This window comes from Erythrobacter sp., assembly GCF_038133525.1.
In the GTDB taxonomy this organism is placed as follows: Bacteria; Pseudomonadota; Alphaproteobacteria; order Sphingomonadales; family Sphingomonadaceae; genus Qipengyuania.
On the sequence record NZ_JAYPTL010000058.1, the window covers coordinates 1 to 20,485 of the forward strand.

17 protein-coding genes are annotated in these 20,485 nt (G+C 63.9%); 14 read left to right on the plus strand and 3 right to left on the minus strand.

The window, feature by feature from the left end:
• A partial coding sequence (locus tag AAFM29_RS13770; protein ID WP_341713362.1) for a hypothetical protein occupies positions 1–320 on the minus strand: 320 nt, incomplete at its 3' end.
• Positions 321–397: 77 nt separating this feature from the next.
• Positions 398–1,165, minus strand: coding sequence for an SDR family NAD(P)-dependent oxidoreductase (locus AAFM29_RS13775; RefSeq protein WP_341713363.1), 768 nt, complete (start codon positions 1,163–1,165; stop codon positions 398–400).
• A 104-nt stretch (positions 1,166–1,269) separates the two neighbouring features.
• On the opposite strand from AAFM29_RS13775, the gene AAFM29_RS13780 reads away from it, so the two are divergent.
• Positions 1,270–3,066, plus strand: a complete 1,797-nt coding sequence (locus AAFM29_RS13780) for a sulfotransferase (protein ID WP_341713364.1) — start codon at positions 1,270–1,272, stop codon at positions 3,064–3,066.
• A 155-nt stretch (positions 3,067–3,221) separates the two neighbouring features.
• The gene (locus AAFM29_RS13785) at positions 3,222–5,657 is read left to right on the plus strand and encodes a TonB-dependent receptor domain-containing protein (protein WP_341713365.1); all 2,436 of its coding nucleotides are present in this window, start codon (positions 3,222–3,224) and stop codon (positions 5,655–5,657) included.
• Between the two features lie 57 nt (positions 5,658–5,714).
• Here the strand turns inward: AAFM29_RS13785 and AAFM29_RS13790 are convergent, their stop codons facing one another.
• Complete coding sequence (locus tag AAFM29_RS13790) at positions 5,715–6,311, minus strand: TetR family transcriptional regulator C-terminal domain-containing protein (protein WP_341713366.1); 597 nt, start codon at positions 6,309–6,311, stop codon at positions 5,715–5,717.
• Positions 6,312–6,350: 39 nt separating this feature from the next.
• Between AAFM29_RS13790 and AAFM29_RS13795 the strand changes: the two genes are divergently transcribed.
• The 12 genes from AAFM29_RS13795 to AAFM29_RS13850 all read left to right on the plus strand — a co-directional run.
• Positions 6,351–7,517: an aromatic ring-hydroxylating dioxygenase subunit alpha gene (locus AAFM29_RS13795; protein WP_341713367.1), complete on the plus strand. Its 1,167-nt coding sequence runs from the start codon at positions 6,351–6,353 to the stop codon at positions 7,515–7,517.
• Complete coding sequence (locus AAFM29_RS13800; RefSeq protein ID WP_341713368.1) at positions 7,514–9,121, plus strand: NAD(P)/FAD-dependent oxidoreductase; 1,608 nt, start codon at positions 7,514–7,516, stop codon at positions 9,119–9,121. Before AAFM29_RS13795 ends, AAFM29_RS13800 begins: the two co-directional genes overlap by 4 nt.
• Positions 9,122–9,183: 62 nt before the next feature.
• Positions 9,184–10,581 carry a M20/M25/M40 family metallo-hydrolase gene (locus tag AAFM29_RS13805; RefSeq protein ID WP_341713369.1) on the plus strand — a complete coding sequence of 466 codons (1,398 nt, stop codon included), beginning with the start codon at positions 9,184–9,186 and terminating at the stop codon, positions 10,579–10,581.
• Entirely contained in the window at positions 10,578–11,843 is a 1,266-nt protein-coding gene (locus AAFM29_RS13810) for an amidohydrolase family protein (RefSeq protein WP_341713370.1), read from the plus strand. The genes AAFM29_RS13805 and AAFM29_RS13810 overlap by 4 nt, the downstream gene beginning before the upstream one ends.
• A 72-nt stretch (positions 11,844–11,915) precedes the next feature.
• On the plus strand, positions 11,916–12,785 hold the full coding sequence (locus AAFM29_RS13815) for a CoA ester lyase (RefSeq protein ID WP_341713371.1): 870 nt from the start codon (positions 11,916–11,918) through the stop codon (positions 12,783–12,785).
• 82 nt (positions 12,786–12,867) lie between these two features.
• Entirely contained in the window at positions 12,868–13,956 is a 1,089-nt protein-coding gene (locus tag AAFM29_RS13820; RefSeq protein WP_341713372.1) for a CaiB/BaiF CoA-transferase family protein, read from the plus strand.
• Positions 13,957–13,985: 29 nt separating this feature from the next.
• Entirely contained in the window at positions 13,986–15,401 is a 1,416-nt protein-coding gene (locus AAFM29_RS13825) for an aldehyde dehydrogenase family protein (protein WP_341713373.1), read from the plus strand.
• The gene (locus AAFM29_RS13830) at positions 15,401–15,853 is read left to right on the plus strand and encodes a MaoC family dehydratase (protein ID WP_341713374.1); all 453 of its coding nucleotides are present in this window, start codon (positions 15,401–15,403) and stop codon (positions 15,851–15,853) included. Before AAFM29_RS13825 ends, AAFM29_RS13830 begins: the two co-directional genes overlap by 1 nt.
• 74 nt (positions 15,854–15,927) lie before the next feature.
• Positions 15,928–17,850 carry a DUF3604 domain-containing protein gene (locus tag AAFM29_RS13835; RefSeq protein ID WP_341713375.1) on the plus strand — a complete coding sequence of 641 codons (1,923 nt, stop codon included), beginning with the start codon at positions 15,928–15,930 and terminating at the stop codon, positions 17,848–17,850.
• A complete protein-coding gene (locus AAFM29_RS13840; RefSeq protein ID WP_341713376.1) occupies positions 17,847–18,632 on the plus strand; it encodes a peptidylprolyl isomerase in 786 nt (261 codons plus the stop codon). The genes AAFM29_RS13835 and AAFM29_RS13840 overlap by 4 nt, the downstream gene beginning before the upstream one ends.
• A complete protein-coding gene (locus AAFM29_RS13845; protein WP_341713377.1) occupies positions 18,629–19,603 on the plus strand; it encodes a HupE/UreJ family protein in 975 nt (324 codons plus the stop codon). Before AAFM29_RS13840 ends, AAFM29_RS13845 begins: the two co-directional genes overlap by 4 nt.
• 81 nt (positions 19,604–19,684) lie before the next feature.
• On the plus strand, positions 19,685–20,485 hold an 801-nt coding region (locus AAFM29_RS13850; protein WP_341713378.1), incomplete at its 3' end, for an ATP-dependent metallopeptidase FtsH/Yme1/Tma family protein.

Here is a 20,485-nt window from a genome sequence, read left to right on the forward strand (position 1 = left end):
AGCTGCGAATAGATGCCGCGCGCCCCGGCGATGCCCAGATCGGCGGCGACGGTGGCGGGCGGATTGGCGCAGCGCCCGAAGGGCTGCGGCGCGCCGGGGATCGAATCCGGGGTGGTGCGCACGGCGACGATCAGGTCGATCGCCCCACGCAGCGCGTCCCCCCGTCCGCTATCGGCCAGCGCCAGCGCTGCGGCATCGCGGCGCAGGTCCTGCGGCGAGGGTGCGCTCGCCGCGTCTTCGCCCGCCCAGTGGCTGGTGACCTGTCCCGCGCCCACCAGAACCGGCGTGCGTCCATCTATCGGCTGGCTGGCCTCTTCCATTGCATCTGCTCTCCCCAGAGTTGCAAACGCATATTTGAAATGATCGTTTGATTCGTCAAGCGGCCTTCGTCGCCGGTTTAGAGCGACTGGCCGTCGTCGACCGTCAAATCCGCCCCGGTGGTGTTCTTCGCCGCGTCGGAAAGCAGGTAGAGCACCGCCCCGTCGAGCCCGTCTTCTTCGACCAGGCGGCGGCGCGGAAAGCTCTTGAGATGGCGCTGGCCACCTTCGCTGGCGAACCAGTCGGCCACCATGTCGCTGGCGATATAGCCGGGCGAGATGCAGTTCACATTGGGGCCCGTGCGTGCCCATTCGCGCGCCAGCAAGCGGCCCATGTGGCTGACCGCGGCCTTGGAAGCGCTATAGGGCGCAATCCCCGGCGCGACGCTATGCGCCGTGATCGAGGAGACGAGCAACACCCTGCCGCGTTCGGCCACCCCGGCCGCGATCATCCGCCGCGCCGCTTCGCAGGCAGTCAGGAACACCCCCTTGGCATTGACCGAGAAGACCGCGTCAAAATCCTCGGCGGTGAGCGTGAGTGCGGGGCCGGACTTCTCGACCCCAGCGTTGGCGATCACGCTGTCGACCGGCCCGAACCGCGCCTCTGCCGCGTCGAAGGCGGCAGCAATCGAAACCGGGTCGGTGACATCGAGCGGGATCGCCAGCGCCGGCTGGCCCTGTCCTTCCAGCTCCGCCGCGATCGCTTCGAGCCGTTCGGTCCGTCGCGCACCGATCACCACCCTGGCACCTGCCGCGGCGCAGATCCGCGCGAAGCGTTCGCCCAGCCCGCCCGAGGCGCCGGTGATGAGGACGGTCCGGCCGTCCAGTCGAGGTCCTGTCCCAGTCACTGCTTGAAATTCCTCATCCCTGTTGCCGGGTTTGTGCGCGGCTGGCGGGAGGGCGTCAATCCACCCGGGCACGCCGCGGCAGGTGTTTGACAGTATCAGGCAGCATGTTAGGCGACGCCATGGCCAGCGGCGCACCCACAACCAAGCCAATTTCGATCGCCGCGCTCGTCGAGAGCGATCCGGTCGCGGCGGTCGAGCGGCTGCATGCCGCGCTCACCCGCGATCCGGGAAATGCGCCCGCGCACCGGCTGATGGGCCGCGCGCTGCGCAAGCTGGGCGATATCGAGGCGGCCGAAGCGGCGGAACTGGCCGCAATCCGCGCAACCACCCACGATCCGCAGATGATCGGCATCGCCGTGGCACTGGCCGACGGCAAGCTGAGCGAGGCTGAGACCGTGCTGCGCCAGCGCCTGTCGCAGCAGCCCACCGATGTGGCTGCGATCCGCCTGATGGCCGAACTAGCAGCACGCATCGGGCGGTTGGGCGATAGCGAGAAACTGCTCAGGCGGGCGCTTGATCTGGCTCCGGGCTTCACCGCGGCGCGGGCCAACCTGGCCAATGTGCTCTACAAGCAGAGCCGCTACGAAGAGGCGGCCAAGGTGCTCGACGAAGTGCTCGATCGCGATCCGGCGAGCCCCGGCAATCGCAATCTCATGGCCGCCACGCTGGGTCGGATCGGCGATTATGACGAGGCGCTCAAGCTCTATGGCGAGCTGACCGAGACCTTCCCCGATCACGCCAAGCTGCAGATGAGCTATGGCCACATGCTCAAGACCGTGGGGCGGCAGGAAGAAGGCGTGGCCGCCTATCGCCGCGCGCTGGCGGTCCAGCCGGACCTAGGCGAAGTCTGGTGGAGCCTCGCCAACCTCAAGACGGTCAGGTTTTCCGATGAGGATGTCGCGGCGATGGAGGCTGCGCTGGCGGGCGAACCCGCGCATGAAGACGCGCTGCACCTGCACTTCGCGCTGGGCAAGGCCTATGCCGACCGCAAGCAGGCCGAGCCGAGCTTTACGCACTACGAGCGTGGCAACGCATTGCGCAGCGAGGAGTTGGGTTATGACCCGCAGGCGATTACCGACCAGGTCGATCGGATGATCGCTGTGCTGACCCCGGAATTTATCGCCGCACATGAAGGCGTGGGCGATCCGACGCCTGATCCGATCTTCATCCTTGGCCTGCCGCGCGCGGGCTCCACGCTGCTTGAACAGATCCTCGCCAGCCACAGCCAGGTCGAAGGGACCATGGAGCTGCCCGATATCCCCGCCATGGCCATGCGCGAGGCGAAGAAGTCAGGCGGGGAGCTGCGCGACTGGCCCGATGCGGTGGCGGACATGCCGCGCGAACGCTTCGCCGAACTGGGTGCCGAATTCCTCGATCGCACGCGGGTGCAACGCAAGACAGGCAAGCCCTTCTATATCGACAAGCTGCCCAACAACTGGAGCTATGCCGGCTTCATCCACCTGATCCTGCCCAATGCGAAGATCGTGGATGCGCGGCGGCATCCGCTCGATTGCTGCTTTTCGAACTTCCGCCAGCACTTCGCCAAGGGGCAGGGCTTCTCCTATTCGCTCGATCATATCGGGCGCTATTACGCGGACTATGTCCGGGCGATGGACCACTACACTGCAGTGTTGCCGGGCCGCATCCATAAGGTGATCCACGAGCAACTGCTGGACGATCCGGAGGCCGAGGTGCGTGCGCTGCTGGCCTATCTCGGCCTGCCGTTCGAAGAAGCCTGTATGGAATTTCACCGCAACGAGCGCGCTGTTCGCACCGCGTCTTCTGAACAGGTTCGTCGACCGATCAATCGCGACGGGGTGGGGCAATGGGAACCCTATCGCGCGTGGCTTGGTCCGCTCGAGGCCGCATTGGGCGATCTGTCGGAAACATACGCGCGCTGACAGCAAAATTGCGCGTGACGGCATGAAGTCGTTGCATAAACGCCATAGGTTCGACGGAAAGCTGTGAGGATTCGACGCACTGCGGCGGAGAAGGCTTGGCAATCGCGCCGGAAAGTGGCGGATAGGTAACAGGGACGAAACCCAAGGAGGAAATTATGGCATTCGAGCGCACGACCCGTCGCCTAAGCATGGCGGCGAGCTTGCTCGCCGGGACCGCAATGACGGTCGCCGGACCGGCCTTTGCGCAGGACGCAGCTGATGCAGCGCAGGGCGAAGCCGATCGCAACGTGATCATCGTGACCGCAAACAAGCGCGCGCAGGACCTGCAGGACGTGCCGGCATCGATCACCGCACTCAGCACCGAAACGCTCGACCAGTTGCAGGTCAGCGAATTGCAGGATGTCGTGAAGTTCCTGCCTTCGGTCACCATCCAGACCGCCGCACCCGGCTTCAGTCAGGTCTATTTCCGCGGTGTCGCCAGCGGCGAGAACGCGAACCACTCGGCATCGCTGCCCACCGTGGGTACCTATCTCGACGAAATGCCGATCACGACCATCCAGGGCGCGCTCGACATTCATGCCTATGACCTTGCCCGCGTTGAAGCGCTCGCGGGTCCGCAGGGCACGCTCTATGGCGCAAGCTCGATGGCCGGTACCATCAAGCTGGTCACCAACCAGCCCGACTATGGCGACAATTACGGCGCCATGGACGTCGAGCTGAACAGCGTTGCGCATGGCGATATTGGCGGCACGATCGAAGGTTTCTACAACTTCGCCCTGTCGGATCGCGCCGCGCTGCGCGTGGTCGGCTGGTACCGCAAGGATGGCGGCTACATCGACAACATCGCCGGAAGTCGGACCTATCCGACATCGGGCATCACCCAGGACAACTCCGAATTCGTCGAGGACGATTACAACGATGTCGACACCTACGGTGCCCGCGTTGCCCTGGGTATCGAACTCAACGACGACTGGACCGTTCGCCCCACCGTCATGGGCCAGGTGCAGACCGCGCATGGCAGCTTCGCGCAGGAGCGTTCGACCGCAGTCAACGGCGACCTGCAGACCGTGCAGTACAATCCCGAATATTCGAAGGACAAATGGCTCCAGGCCGCGCTGACCATCGAAGGCAAGATCGGCAATTGGGACCTGGTTGCCACCGGTGGCCACCTGTGGCGCCGTGACCGGACCGATTCCGACTATTCGGACTACGCCTATTTCTACGACGCGCTGTATGGCTACGGGGCCTATTTCTACGACAACAACTACGATCTCGTCAGCCCGAACCAGTACATTGAAGGCGGCGACAAGTACCGTCGCTATTTCGGCGAAATTCGCGTTTCGAGCCCGCAGGATGCGCCGGTCCGTTTCATCGGCGGCCTGTTCGCACAGCGCCAGAAGCACGAGATCGAGCAGAACTACATCATCGACAATATTGCTGACATCAATACGGTGCCAGGGACCGAGAGCAATATCTGGCTGACCCGCCAGGATCGTGTCGACCGCGACTATGCGGCTTTCGGTGAGCTCAGCTTCGACATCACCAATAACCTGACGCTGACCGGCGGTGCCCGCGTCTACCGCTACAAGAACTCGCTGGTCGGCTTCTTCGGCTACGCGCGGAACTTTTCTTCGCGAACCGGTGTGTCGGGTTGCTTCACCACCGACGGTACGCCGCTCAACCAGAACCCCACCGGGACGCTGGCTCCGCCGATCGTGGACGGTACGCCGTGTACCAACCTCGACAAGGTCACGTCTGATACGGACGCGATCTACAAGCTCAATGCGACCTATACGATCAACCCGGATGCGCTGGTCTATGTAACCTGGTCGCAGGGCTTCCGGCCGGGCGGCATCAACCGCCGCGGCGATGTCGATTATGGTCCGGACTCGCTCGACAACTACGAGTTCGGGTGGAAGACGCGCTTCGGTGATGTCACCTTCAACGGTGCGATCTACCAGGAAGACTGGAACGACATCCAGCTGTCCTTCCTGGGTCTCAACGGCCTGACCGAGATCCGCAACGCCGGGATCGCGCGCATTCGCGGTGTCGAATCCGACCTGACCTATCGCGCCAATGGCCTGACCTTGTCGCTTTCGGGCAGCTACAACGATGCCAAGATCCGTCGCGACTTCTGCGCGATCGCGAACGAGGACTTCGACTGTACGACCCCGGCCAACAACGACTTGCTGGCGCCGTCGGGTACGCGACTGCCGATCACCGCCAAGTTCAAGGGCAATGCCATCGCACGCTATGAATTCCCGCTTGGGGATTGGGATGCGCATGTGCAGGGCGCGCTGGCGCATGTCGGCAAGCGGCGGAGCGATTTGCGGCCGTTCGAGAACGACCTCAAGGGAACGTTCGGGGCCTATACCACCTTCGACGCCAGCATCGGCGTGAAGAAGGACAACCTCCGCTTCGAACTCTTCGCGACAAATCTGTTCGACAGTCGCGGCGAGATCAACAGCGGCGAGCAGTGCCTCGAAACCACTTGTGGCGACCCGGATGGCATCAGTTCCACCGGCGGCGTGTTCTACGACGTGGTGATCAAGCCGCGGATCGTCGGTATCAAGGCCGGCTTCGACTTCTAGGTCGAAGCGCAGGGCTCACCGTGAATGGGCCGGGGGAAACCCCGGCCCTTTTTTGCGTCACCCGCAAAGACTATCGAGCCAGCGTTCGGCCAGCGCGCTGGCCTGCGCGGCGGTGAAGGGTGCGTCACCCAGCGAGAGTTCGAGCCACAGCCCGTCGATCAGCGCGGTCAGCGCGATGGCGGTCAATTGCGGATCGCCAAGATCGGGGCGCCATTCGGCCAGCAGTCTCTCGAGCCGTGTGCGGTAATCGCCATAGACCTCGGCGCGGACGGCGGCGACCGAAGTGTCGCTGCGGGTCAGGCTCCAGAAGGCGACATAGCTGGCGAGCAGGTCGGGCGTGGCGATCGGCGGGCGGAAGCTCGCGGTGAGATAGGCCAGGACCCGCGCCCGCGCTTCGTGCCCGGCCGCGGTTACCGCAGCGTCGAGTGCTTCGCCGATGCGTTGCCCGGTCCAGCGATAGGCCTCGGCCATCGCTTGCGAGACCCCGGCGAAATAGTGGCGCAGCAGGCCGGGGGAGACGCCCGCCTCGGCGCAGATCGCGCGCACCGATACGCCGGCCGCGCCTTTCTCGCCCAGCACGCGTGCGGTCGCCTCGATCAGGCTCTGCCGCCGTTCGTCCGGGTCGGCGCGGGTAAAGGCCGGTTGTGTCGCCATGGCAAGCTTGTTATACGAACGTATAGTAAGGAGCGGCAAATGGCAACGCAGGCGAATGCATTTCATCAACCAGACCCGCTCGACGGGTGGAGCCTGCCCGCCTGGACCTATCACGACGAGGAGTTCCACCGCCTCGAACTCGACCGCATCTTCCGCCCGAGCTGGCAGGTGGTCTGCCACGCCAGCGATGTCCCCAACCACGGCGATTGGCACACGCTCGATTACTGCGGCGAAAGCGTCATCGTCGTCCGCGGCAAGGACGATGTCCTGCGGGCCTTCACCAATGTCTGCCGCCATCGCGGATCGCGGCTGGTCGACGGCGCAGTGGGCTGCGCGAAGAAGCTCGTGTGCCCCTATCACGCCTGGACCTATGACCTCGACGGCCGCCTGACCGGCGTGCCCGATAGCGCCAGCTATCCCACCTTGGACAAGGGTCGCGCGGGGCTCGTCTCGGTCGAGCTCGAAATCTGGCGCGGCTTCGTCTTCGTCCGCTTGCAGGATGATGGCGGACCGAGCGTTGCAGAGATGATGGCGCCCTATGAGGCGATGGTCGAACCCTACCGCTTCGAAGAGCTGTCAGCATTGGGGCGGGTGACCCTGCGCCCGCGCGATGTGAACTGGAAGAACGTCGGCGACAATTATTCCGACGGGCTGCATATCCCGGTGGCGCACCCGGGCCTGACCCGCCTGTTCGGCAAGAGCTACGGCGTCGAGGCGGAGGCGAATGTCGACCGCATGTGGGGCGACATGGTCGACCGCGAGAGTGCCAACTGGTCCGAGCGCATGTACCAGAAGCTGCTTCCGCCGGTGCCGCACCTGCCCGAGGCAAGCCAGCGCCACTGGCTCTATTTCAAGCTGTGGCCCAATGTCGCCTTCGACATCTATCCCGACCAGGTCGATTTCATGCAGTGGCTGCCGACCGGCCCCACGACCTGCCTGATCCGCGAGATCAGCTATGTCCTGCCCGATAATCGCCGCGAGATGCGCGCCGCGCGCTACTGCAACTGGCGGATCAACCGGCAGGTCAATGCCGAGGATACCGCCCTGATCACTCGCGTACAGGACGGCATGGCATCGCGCAGCTTCTCGATGGGCCCGCTCTCCGACAAGGAGGTGTGCCTCAAGCATTTCTGCAAGCGCATGCGCGACATCATTCCCGAGGCACGCCTCGAACAGCAACCCCCTGTTGGCTGGAGCCATAAATGACCAAGCAATACGACGCCGTGATCATCGGCGCGGGCCATAACGGGCTCGTCTGCGCTTTCTACCTTGCCCAGGCCGGGCTCAAGGTTCGCATTGTCGAGCGGCGCGATGTCGTCGGCGGCGCGGCGGTGACCGAGGAGTTTCATCCCGGCTTCCGCAATTCGGTGGCGAGCTATACCGTCAGCCTGCTCCAGCCCAAGGTCATCCGCGACATGCGGCTGCACGACCATGGCTATCGCGTGATCGAGCGGCCGATCTCGAATTTCCTGCCGCAGGAGGATGGCGGCTATCTCAAGCTCGGCGGCGGGCTTGAGCGTACGCAGGCCGAATTCCGCAAGTTCTCTGATCGCGACGCCGAAGCGCTGCCTGCCTATTACGACGCGCTTGAGGGTGTGGCCGAGGTACTGCGCGACCTCGCGCTGAAGTCGCCGCCGAATGTCGGCGAAGGGCTGCGCACGCTCCTGGCCGGTGCCTCGCAGGGCTGGGGCATGGCCAAGCTGGGGCTGGAAGCGAAGCGCGATATCCTCGATCTTTTCACCAAGTCGGCCACCAGCTTCCTGGGCCAATGGTTCGAGAGCGAAGCGGTCAAGGCCGCCTTCGGCTTCGATGCCGTTGTCGGCAATTACGCTTCACCCGATACGCCCGGCAGCGCCTATGTCCTGCTGCACCATGTCTTCGGTGAAGTGAACGGCAAGAAGGGCGCCTGGGGTCACTCGATCGGTGGCATGGGCACGATCACCCAGATCATGGCCGACGTCTGTCGTCAGTGCGGGGTCGAGATCAGCCTCGAAGCGCCGGTCGCCGCGGTACTGGTCGACGGCGATGCGGTTGCCGGGGTCAAGCTTGAGAGTGGCGAGGAGATCGCGGCCAAGCGCGTGATCGCCAATGTCGGGCCCAAATTGCTCTATGGCAAGATGCTCGACGAAAGCCACCAGCCCGAGGATTTCCGCCGCCGGATGCGTGGCTTCAAGGCGGGTGGGGGTACCTTCCGCATGAACGTGGCGCTGAGCGAGCTGCCCAAGTTCACCTGCCTGCCCGAGCCGGGCGAGCATCACCAATCGGGGATCATCCTGGCACCTACGCTCGATTACATGGACAAGGCTTTCCTCGACGCGAAGGCTTATGGCTGGTCGAAGAAGCCGATCGTCGAGATGCTGATCCCCAGCACCGTCGATGACAGCCTCGCCCCCGAAGGGCAGCATGTCGCCAGCCTGTTCTGCCAGCAATTTGCGCCGGAACTGCCCGATGGTCGCGACTGGGACGATGAAGAAAATGCGGCCGCCGATACGATCATCGACACGGTGGAGGCGCACGCGCCCGGTTTCCGCGCCTCGATCCTGGGGCGGCAGGTGCTCAGCCCCAAGGGCCTCTACAAGAAGTTCGGCCTGGTCGGCGGCGATATCATGCATGGGCATATGAGCCTGGACCAGCTGTGGTCGGCACGTCCGGTCTTGGGCAACGGCGCCTATCGCGGGCCGGTCAAGGGGCTCTACATGTGCGGTGCAGGCACCCATCCCGGCGGCGGGGTGACTGGTGCGCCCGGCCACAATTGCGCGCGCGAAGTCATCTTCGATCGCGGTAACTGGCGCCGTTTTTCCGCGATTTAGCATCTTCGATGGCGCCGCCTGTGGTGCTACGCCTGCCTGAAATTGAGAGAGGATTCCCGACCATGCGCGCCACCCTGATTGCTGCCAGCCTGATCGCGGTCGCTGCCGCAACGCCTGCCGCAGCCAAGAGCACACCGGCGGCGGTGCAACAGGTCATCGACCTTTCGAAGCAGGCCATTGGTATGAGGTCGGTCCGGGGTGAGGGGAATGAGACCGGCAAGGTCGCCGAACTGTTCAGCGAAACGCTGCTCAAGGCGGGTTGGTCAGCCGATGAAATCGAGATCGTACCGGTCGACGATACGGCGTATCTGATCGCAACCTGGCAAGGCAGCGATCCCACGCTGGGCCCGATCGTCATCTCCGCGCATATGGACGTGGTCGAAGCCAAGCCCGAGGATTGGGAGCGCGATCCCTTCACTGCGGTGGTCGAGAATGGCTACCTCTTCGGGCGCGGCGCCAGCGATACCAAATTCGACGCCGTGCAGGCGATGGTTTCCGTGATCGAACTGCGCAAACAGGGGTTCAAGCCCAGGCGCAGCATCGTCCTTGCCTTTTCCGGCGATGAAGAGACGACGATGATCACCTCCAAGATGATCGCCGAGCAGCTGAAGAATGCTAGGCTGGTGCTCAATGTCGATGGCGCTTCGGGCCTGCTCGACGAGGAAACCGGCAAGCCTGCCTATTGGAGCTGGCAGGGAGCCGAAAAGACCTATGGCGACTTCAAGCTGGAAGTGACCAACCCCGGCGGTCACAGCTCGACCCCGCGCGACGAGAACGCCATTGCGCAACTGGGTGCCGCGCTCGCACGGATCAATGCCTACCGGTTCCAGCCCGAGGTGAATGACATCACCCGCGACTATTTCACCAAGGCCGCCGATTTCGAGGGTGATCCCCTGTTGGCCGCTGCCATGCGTGCCTTCGCCAAGGATCCGACCGACAAGGCGGCGATTGCGGTGCTGCGCGGCAATCCGGCCTATATCGGCAAGATCGGCACCACCTGCGTACCGACGATGATCGAGGGCGGCCACGGGCTCAACGCGCTGCCCCAGCGCGCCACCGGCTACGTCAATTGTCGCATATTCGCGGGCCATTCGAAGGCCTCGATTATCGCCGAACTCAAGAGCGTCGCCGACGAGCCTGCGCTGACGATCGAGGAGGTCAATGCGGAGTATGTCGTGGAGGCCGATGCCTCGCCGTACGACAAGACCTTCGTCGATGCTGCGACCAAGGCGGTGCATGCGGCGTTCGGCAATGTGCCCATCATTGCCTCGCAGGCATCGGGGGCTTCGGATTCGATGTGGTACCGCGCCCTGGGCGTGCCCAGCTATGGCGCCAGCGGCACTTTCACCAAGGACAGCGACGACTATTCGCATGGCCTCAATGAACGCATGCCGATTGGCAATATCGGCAAGAGCATCGACTATTATCACGTTCTGCTGACCGAGCTGACCTCGAAATGAGGGCGCTCGCATTCGCCGCGGCACTGGTCGCCACGCCAGCCTCGGCTGGATCGCTCTATGTCGAAGCGGGGAACTTGCTCGATGTCGAGACGGGTGCGTTGGCATATGGACAATGCATCCTGGTCGAGGATGAAAAAGTCACCCGGATCGAGCCTTGCGGCGCGACCCCCGAAGGAACGGAGCGGGTCGATTGGTCGGCCTATACCGTCCTGCCGGGCCTGATCGATCTGCACACCCACCTGGCCGACGCTGGGCAGGACGCCGATGTCGCGCTGCCGTTCAAGACTTCGCCCCAGCTCACCGCCTTGATCGGTGCGCGTAATGCGAAGATCACGCTTGAGGCTGGTTTCACCACGGTGCGCGATGTGGGTACCTATCGCGGCCTGACCGATGTGGCGCTGCGCGATGCGATCAATCGCGGATTGGTGCCCGGTCCGCGCATGTTCGTGGCCGGGGCCTACCTTACCCATCCGGGCGGCGGGGGCGAATTGAACGGCGTGGTGCCCAACGACCAACTGCCCGCTGATATGCGGTTTGGGGTCCTGACCAGCCCGACCGAGGCGGCTGAGAAGGCGACATTCCTGTTCGATCATGGGGTGGACTTCCTCAAGATCATCGCGACCGGCGCGGTGCTGGCAATCGGTACCGAACCCGGCGAACCCGAGGTGACCGAGGATGAGATGCGCGCGGCCATCGCGGTCGCCGAGGAACGTGGTTCCTACGCCACCGCGCACGCGCATGGCGCCGAAGGGATCAAGGCGGCCATTCGCGCGGGCGTGCGCAGTATCGAACATGCCAGCCTGATCGACGAGGAAGGCCTGCAAATGGCCAGGGATCACGGCGTATGGCTGGTGATGGATGTCTTCAACGGGGACTGGATCGACGAGGTGGGCACGCGTGAAGGCTGGCCCGAAGAATATCTGCGCAAGAACCGCGAGACGACGCAGATCCAGCGCGACAATTTCCGCCGCGCGGTCGAACTCGGCGTGCCGCTCGCCTTCGGCAGCGATAGCGGGGTCTATCCGCACGGGATCAATGCGCGCCAGTTCGCCTATATGGTCGCCAATGGCATGACGCCTGCGCAGGCGATCCGCGCCGCCACGCTGAGTGCGGCCACCGTGGTTGGGCATGCCGACACGCTTGGCTCGATCGCGCCGGGCAAGTTTGCCGACATGATCGCGGTTGAAGGCGATCCGCTGGCCGATGTTCGCGTTCTGGAAAGCGTGGCGCATGTGATGAAGGGTGGCGCGCTGGTAAAGTAGCCGCCCTGGCTCTTGCAATCGTCGCGCAAAAGCTGTGTGGCATCGGGCAAGAGCTGGAGAGAGGTTCTCGCGATGAAGATGCGGTCATGGCTGTTCGCCCCCGGCGACAGCGAGCGGAAGATGCAGAAGGCGGTGGAGGGTGCCGCCGACGTGGTCATCTTCGATCTCGAAGATGCTGTCGCCACCGACAACAAGCCGGCCGCGCGCGAGTTGATCCGCAGCTTTCTCGACGCCAACCCTGCCGCACGCAGCCGCATCTTCGTGCGCGTGAACCCTCTGGACGGCCCTTACACGCTGCAGGATCTTGCCGCGATCATGCCCGGCAGGCCCGGCGGGATCATGCTGCCCAAGGCCTATGGCCGGCAGGATGTCGAGGCGCTCGACAAGTATCTCTCGGCGCTCGAAGTCGCCAATGGCATCGACTGCGGTTCGACCCCGGTGATCGTGCTGCTCACCGAAGTGGCCGAATGCATGTTCCACGCCGGTGACTTCAAGGGTGCGCCGCGCCTCGTTGCGCTGACCTGGGGGGCGGAGGACCTGGCCGATTCCATCGGTGCGCAGAGCAACCGCAATCCTGACGGCAGTTTTGCCTTCACTTACGAGCTTGCCCGCAGCCTGTGCCTGCTGGGTGCGGCGACGGCGGGCGTCCCGGCGATCGAGACGATCCAGGCCGATTTCCGTGACAGCGATGGGCTCAAGGCCCGTGCAGAGGGCGTGCGTCGTGCCGGGTTCCGCGGAATGCTGGCGATCCACCCGGCACAGGTCGAGGTGATCAACGAGGCTTTCACCCCTGCGGAAGACGAAATCGCCCATGCGCGCGAGATCGTCGACCTGTTCGAAGCCAATCCCGGGGCGGGGACGATCGGCTGGAAGGGCGGCATGCTCGATCGGCCGCATCTTTCGCGTGCGCGCCAGCTGCTTTCTCAGGTCGATTGGGACTGAAGCAGAGGCGAATTCGCGTTCGCAATTGCAACCCATCGCGCGGCTTGGCATGCAGGCCGCACGCAAAGGGAGAGATGAGCGCATGACCGATTCCACAAGCAAGGGTCCGCTGACCGGGCTCAAGGTGGTCGAATTCCAGGGTATCGGGCCGGGTCCCCATGTGGCGATGCTGCTCGCCGACATGGGTGCCGAAGTGGTGCGGATCGAGCGTGAGGGGCATGTTCCCATGAACACGGTGGTCGAACGTGCGCGCCATCGTGCGGCGGTCGATCTCAAGAGTGCCGACGGGATTGCCTTCGTCAAGGACGCGTTGGGCAAGGCCGATGTGCTGATCGAGGGCTTTCGCCCGGGGGTCATGGAGCGCCTCGGTCTGGGGCCGGGTGAAATGCTCGCCGCCAATCCGCGGCTGGTCTATGCGCGCATGACCGGCTGGGGCCAGGAAGGCCCGCTCGCCATGGCCGCGGGGCATGACCTCAACTACATCGCGATCACCGGCGCGCTCGACGCGATCGGCAAGCGCAACGACCTGCCCGTTCCGCCGCAGAACCTCGTCGGCGATTTTGGTGGCGGTTCGATGTATTGCGCGCTCGGCATCCTCGCCGCGCTGTGGGAACGTGAGCGGAGCGGCAAGGGCCAGGTGGTCGATGCGGCGATCGTCGATGGCGTGACCAGCCTCATGAGCTTCTTCTATGGCCAACCGCATAGCGCGCTGCGCACCACCATCCGCGGGGCGGGCCTGTTGGGCGGTGCGGCACATTTCTACCGTTGCTACACGTGCAAAGATGGCAAAGAAATCAGCGTCGGCGCAATCGAACCCCAATTCTACGCCGAGCTGCTGCAACGCGCCGATGCGCCCGAAAAGCTGCGCGAAGGCCAGATGAACCCCGCAAACTGGGATGATTATGCTGGAGACCTCGCGGCGATGTTCGCGACGAAGACGCAGGCCGAGTGGTGCGAACTGCTCGAAGGCACCGATGCGTGCTTCGCGCCCGTGGTGCCGCTGGACGAGGCGAAAGATCATCCCCACATGAAGGCGCGCGGCGCCTTCGTCGAACACGGCGGGCGCTGGCACACCGCACCTGCCCCGCGTTTCGATCGCACGCCCGGAACCATCCGGGATAGTGCCGAGGATGGCGAAGCAGTCGTTGAGCGCTGGTCGAAGGCAGGCTAGAGCCGCTGGCCGAGAAGGAGAGTCCCCCCATGTACGAGTACACGCAGTTCTACATTGACGGTCAGTGGGTTGATCCGGTCACCCCGAACACGGTTCCGGTCGAAAATCCCGCGACCGAACAGACTATCGGCCACATCTCTCTCGGCAGCGCTGCCGATGTCGACAAGGCCGTTGCTGCGGCACGGCGCGCCTTCGAAAGCTGGCAGTTTTCGACCAAGGACGAACGGCTCGACCTGATGCGCGCAATCTTGGCCGAGATCGACAAGCGCAAGGAAGATCTCGCCCGCGCGGTAAGCGATGAAATGGGCGCTCCGATGAGCCTGGCCAGCGGCCCGCACACCGGCCTGCTTTCGGGTCACCTCGCCACCGCCATCGGCATCCTCGAGAATTTCGAGTTCGAGAAGGCCAGCGGCAATACCACGCACCTCTACGAACCGATCGGCGTGGTCGGCATGATCACCCCGTGGAACTGGCCGCTTAACCAGATTGCCTGCAAGGTCTTCCCGGCGCTGGCGACCGGCAACACCATGATCCTCAAGCCGTCCGAGATCGCGCCGTTCGACGCGGCGATCTTTACCGAGATCCTGCATGCGGCCGGCGTGCCGGCGGGCGTCTTCAACCTGATCAACGGTGACGGCCCCGGCGTCGGCACCGCCATGTCGGGTCATGAGGACATCGACATGATCAGCTTCACCGGATCGACGCGCGCTGGCATCGCAATTGCTGCCAATGCCGCCAACACGGTCAAGCGCGTGGCACAGGAACTGGGCGGCAAGAGCCCGAACATCATTCTCGATGACAGCTCGTTCACGCGCTCGGTCGCCCGCGGCACCACCGCGATGATGGGCAATTCAGGGCAGACCTGCACCGCGCCCAGCCGTATGTTCGTGCCCAAGGCGCGGATGGAAGAGGCCAAGGCCGTTGCCAGGGAAGCCGCCGAGAGCGTCATCCCGGGCGATCCCAAGGGCAATGCCACGATTGGTCCGGTCGTCTCCAAGGCACAGTGGGAGAAGATCCAGGGTCTGATCAACAAGGGTATCGAAGAAGGCGCGACGCTGGTCGCTGGCGGACCCGGCAAGCCCGAGGGCCTCGAAGTGGGGCACTATGTCAAGCCGACCGTCTTCGCCGACGTCACAAATGACATGACCATCGCGCAGGAAGAAATCTTCGGCCCGGTGCTCTGCATCCTGGGTTACGAGGACTACGATGACGCCGTGCGTATCGGTAACGACACCGAATACGGCCTGGCCGCGCATATCATGGGCGAAGACACCGAGGTGGCAAAGCAGCTTGCGCGGCGCATCCGCGCGGGCCGTGTCGCGATCAACGGCGGTTACGACATGAATGCCTCATTCGGTGGCTACAAGAAGTCGGGCAACGGCCGCGAATGGGGCGTGTTCGGCTTCCACGAGTTCCTCGAGGTCAAGTCGGTGATGGTCGCCTGATGGCTGGACGCTTTTTCGACGAATGGCAGGTTGGCGACCGGATCACGCATGAGATCCGTCGCACGGTCACCGAGACCGACAACCTGCTGTTCACGACCATGACGCACAACCCGCAGCCTTTGCACCTCGATATCGAGGCGGCAAAGGCCAGCGAGTTCGGGCAGATCCTGGTCAACGGCACTTTCACCTTTTCGCTGATGGTCGGGTTGAGCGTGGGCGACACCACGCTCGGCACGCTGGTGGCGAACCTCGGCTACGATAAGCTGGTGATGCCCAAGCCGGTGTTCATCGGCGACACGCTGCATGCCACCAGCGAGGTCGTGGGGCTCAAGGAAAGCAAGTCACGACCTGATGCCGGGATCGTCACCTTCCTGCACGAGGCGATCAACCAGCGCGGCGAGGTCGTGTGTCGCTGCGAGAGGGCTGCACTGTTGCAAAGGAAGCCCGCCTGACACCCTTCTGATCGGTTGACGGTCGCCAGTCGGTGGCGCAAACCCGGTTTCAAGGAGAAACCGGGAGGGGATATATGCGCAAGGCTTTGCTGGTTGCGTTGGCGTGCACCACGCTTGCAGGTTGCGGTTCGGGAATCGGACCGCGAGCCAGTGAGGCGCAACAGGGCGATGGCGAGAACACGATCAAGCTCGCCGAATTTCCCGACCGGCCCTATTGGGGCGACACCCATCTTCATACAGACATATCCGTCGATGCCTTTGGTTTCGGCGTGCGGCTTGGCCCGGAAGATGCCCTGAAGTTTGCGCGTGGCGAGAAGGTGGTGGCCACCACCGGGCTCGACGCCCAGCTTGACCGGCCGCTCGACTTCCTCGTTATCTCCGATCACTCGGACGCGATGGGCGCGACCCGGCGCCTGTATGATGCGCCGCGGCTGCTGGTCGGCGATCCGACGCTGCGCCGCTGGCACGACATGATGCATGAAAGCCCCGAGCAGTCGCAGCGAGCGGTTGCCGAGCTGATCACCGCGGCGGCGAACAACCAGATTCCCGAGGCACTGCGCGATCCGGTGCAACAGGCCAAGGCGACCCGCGACCTGTGGACCAACCATGTCGCATTGCTCGATCGCTACAACGAGCCGGGCAAGTTCACTGCCTTCGCAGGCTTCGAATGGAGCCTCATGCCCGATGGCAACAACCTCCATCGCGTGGTGATGTTCAGGGACGGCAGCGCCAAGACCGGCCAGGTCGTGCCTTTCCCCGGCCTCGACATGAAGGTCGAGCAGCTGTGGGATTACATGGAGGCCTATGAGAAGAACACCGGTGGCCATGTCCTGGCCATCCCGCATAATTCGAACCTTTCGAACGGCCTGATGTTCGAGATGACTGCGCCTGGCGGGGTCCCCATGACGGCCGAATTTGCCAAGCGCCGCGCTGGCCATGAGCCCGTAGTCGAAGCGACGCAGATCAAGGGCGATAGCGAGACGCATCCGCTGCTTTCACCCAATGACGAATTCGCCGGCTTCGGCGTTGCTGGCTGGGAACTGGGTAATCTGCCGCTCACGCGCAAATCCACGCCCGACATGTTGCCTGGATCCTATGTCCGTTCCGCCTTGCTGCGCGGGCTTACGCTGGAGCAACAGCTGGGCGTGAATCCCTACGCCTTCGGCCTGATTGGTTCGACCGACAGCCACACGGCGCTGTCGACCGGCGATGAAGCCAATTTCTTCGGCAAGCATACCGGGGTCGAACCACGGCCGGGCCGCGCGATGGAGCCGCAGAACCTTGGAACGCGCGAGGGGCGGTATGGCTGGCACTACCTTGCCGGCGGCTATGCCGCCGCCTGGGCCCGAGGCAACACGCGCGCGGAGATTTTCGACGCATTCAAGCGCCGCGAAACCTATGCCACCACCGGGCCGCGCATGGTCCTGCGCCTGTTTGCAGGGTTCGATTTCACTGCCAGTGACTGGGATGGTGACTGGGTGCGCACCGGTTACACCCGCGGGGTGCCGATGGGTGGCGACTTGATCGATACCGGCAAGGCTCCGGTATTCCTGATCTCCGCCCTCAAGGATCCCGATGGCGCCAACCTTGACCGCATGCAGGTGGTCAAAGGCTGGATCGATGCCAATGGCGAGGCTCAGGAGAAAATCTACGATGTCGCCTGGTCGGACATGGACGGCAAGCGCGCGCGAGTTGCCGGGAAGATTCCGGCGGTCGGCGACACGGTCGACCGCGCCAATGCGAGCTACACCAACACGATCGGTGCAGCGCAGCTACGCGCGACCTGGACCGACCCCGACTATCGCTCTGGCCAACGCGCGTTCTACTACGTCCGCCTGATCGAAATCCCTACCCCGCGCTGGGTGCTGTTCGACGCGAAGCGCTTTGGCCTCAAACTGCCAGAAGAGGTCATCGAAGCCTCGGTTGCGCAGGAACGTGCCTATAGCTCACCGGTGTGGCTGCGGCCCGCCGCCAAGGCAGGCACAGGAAAGACGTGATCCGCGGCTGGTTGCGCGAACCGCTGGTCCATTTCCTCCTCGCGGGCGCCGCGATCTATGTACTGATCGGCTGGTTCGGCAATCCCTATGGACCGACCGATCGCACGATCGTGATCGATGCCGGCCGGAAGGCGGAGATTGCAGCAGGCTTTGAGCGGATGATGGGCCGTGCGCCGACCGATTCAGAACTGGACGGACTGGTTAAGCGCTGGCTGCGCGAAGAGGTCCTCTATCGCGAGGGCCTGCGGCTCGGCCTCGACGCAGATGATCCAGTCGTTCGGCGCCGATTGGCGACCAAGATGGACGAACTGGCCGCGGCCAGCGCCGAAACCGCCGGTGTTTCCGACGCCACGCTGGAAAACTGGCTAGAAACTCATCCGGAACGCTTCGTCGATGGCGGAACGGTCAGCCTGGATCAGGCCTGGTACGCCAGCGAGGAAACCGCGCGTGCCGCGCTTGCCTCAGGCCGGGTGGTCGGCAATCCGATCAGCCTGCCACGCAGCGTGGAAGCGATGCCACGTGCAGAGATGCGCGAAGTCTTCGGTCTGCAATTTGCCGAGGAACTGGCCAAGCTTGCTCCTGCGCCGGATTGGCAGGGCCCGATCCCCTCGGGCTTCGGTTGGCACCTCGTGCGCTTGCGCGCCCGCGATGTCGGAAGCGTTCCGCCATTGGCGGAGATCCGGCAGCAAGTCGAAGCCGATTGGCGCAGCGAGACAATCGTCGAGCGGCGCGAGCGTGCCTATCGCGTGTTGCGAGACGCCTATTCGGTTCGACAGCCATGAACCGCTGGCTTGGCGCGTTGCTGCTCATGCTGCTTGGTGCATCGCCAGCCCTGGCGGATGAGTTGCGCCCGGTATCGATCCAGTTTGAACAGCGGGACTCGCATGGCTGGCGAGTTGCCTGGAAGCAGCCCTTGAGCAGCCCGGCCGATGACCGTTTCGCCGTGCCGATCTTGCCGCAAGGTTGCCGTATCGTGGGCGAACCGTTGCGAGAGATGGCAGCGCTGGCGGTGATCGGATCGGCGGAAGTGGCCTGCTCCGGCGATGTTGCCGGCGGATCGGTTGGCTGGCCCCGCCTTACCGGGCAGGGTGATGCGATCCTGCGGATTGCCCCGCTGGGCCGATCAGAACAGGTTTATCGCCTGACGGCGGCGGAACCCACCGCGACGATCGCGGTTCGCCCCGTAGCGGCGCAGGTCTGGCGCAGCTACTTCGTGATCGGGGTCGAGCATATCCTTGCCGGCTGGGATCACCTGCTGTTCGTCGTCGCGCTGGTGCTGCTGGTTGCGCAGGCGTGGCCGGTGGTGAAAGCTGCAACCGCCTTTACTGTCGCGCATTCGCTGACGCTTGCAGCGGTCACGCTGGGTTTTGCGGGACTGCCCCAGCGTCCGGTCGAGGCGCTGATCGCGCTCAGCATCGTGTTCCTTGCCGTCGAGCTTGCCAAGGGCGGACGCGATACTTTGGCGCGCCGCCTTCCGTGGTTCGTGGCGTTCGTCTTCGGCCTGCTGCATGGCTTCGGCTTTGCGGGCGCGCTGCATGAAATCGGCCTGCCAGAGGGACAAGTGCCGGCCGCGCTGGTGAGCTTCAATCTGGGTGTTGAGGCCGGCCAACTGCTGGTAATCCTGGGCGTGCTGATCCTGCGCGCGGCACTATGTCGAACGGCGCCCATGGCTGAAGTCCCCGCCCTGCGTTTGGCAACCTATGCGATCGGCATCACCAGTAGCTTCTGGCTGATCGAACGGATCGCTGGCTGAAGCCGGAAATTCTGCTCCTTCGGTCAACTTGCCATTCACCCGGTCCATCCTACATAATCGGGAACGAAAGGACCCCTGCGCATGAGCGAGCAGAACCCACAGCAAGAGCCCGAAGGCAATGGCCCCAATCCTTGGGTCAGGAGCCTTATGATTTGGGGTGGTATTTTCCTCGCCCTGCTGATGGTCGTCTCGATCTTCGGTGGTGGAACCACGGGTAGCGGCACGCCGATCGAATATTCCGACTTCAAGGCGAAGGTCGCCGAGGGCACGGTCAAATCGGTAGAGATTTCCGACAAGGTCATTGTTGGTGAACTCAAAGGCGGCGAGACCTTTTCGACCATACCCGTCCCGACGGATTCGACGCTCACCAGGCTGCTGGATGACAATGGGGTGAAATATTCCGGCAAGACGGCCGAAACCGGATTGTTCCTCTATATTCTGGTCCAGATTCTCCCCTTCGTATTGCTCCTTGGCATCGCGGTCTTCGCGCTGCGTCAGGTTCAGAAGGGTGGCGGAGCCGGTGGAGCCATGGGCTTCGGCAAATCCAAGGCCAAGCTTCTCACCGAACGCCAGGGCAAGGTCACTTTCGACGATGTCGCGGGCATCGATGAAGCACGCGAGGAACTCGAAGAGATCGTCGAGTTCCTGCGCGATCCGCATCGTTTCTCGAAGCTCGGTGGACAGATTCCCAAGGGCGCGCTGCTGGTGGGCTCGCCGGGTACCGGCAAGACCCTGCTCGCCCGGGCGATCGCGGGCGAAGCAGGCGTACCCTTCTTCACCATTTCGGGCTCGGACTTCGTCGAAATGTTCGTCGGCGTGGGCGCGTCCCGCGTGCGCGACATGTTCGAACAAGCCAAGAAGAACGCGCCCTGCATCGTCTTC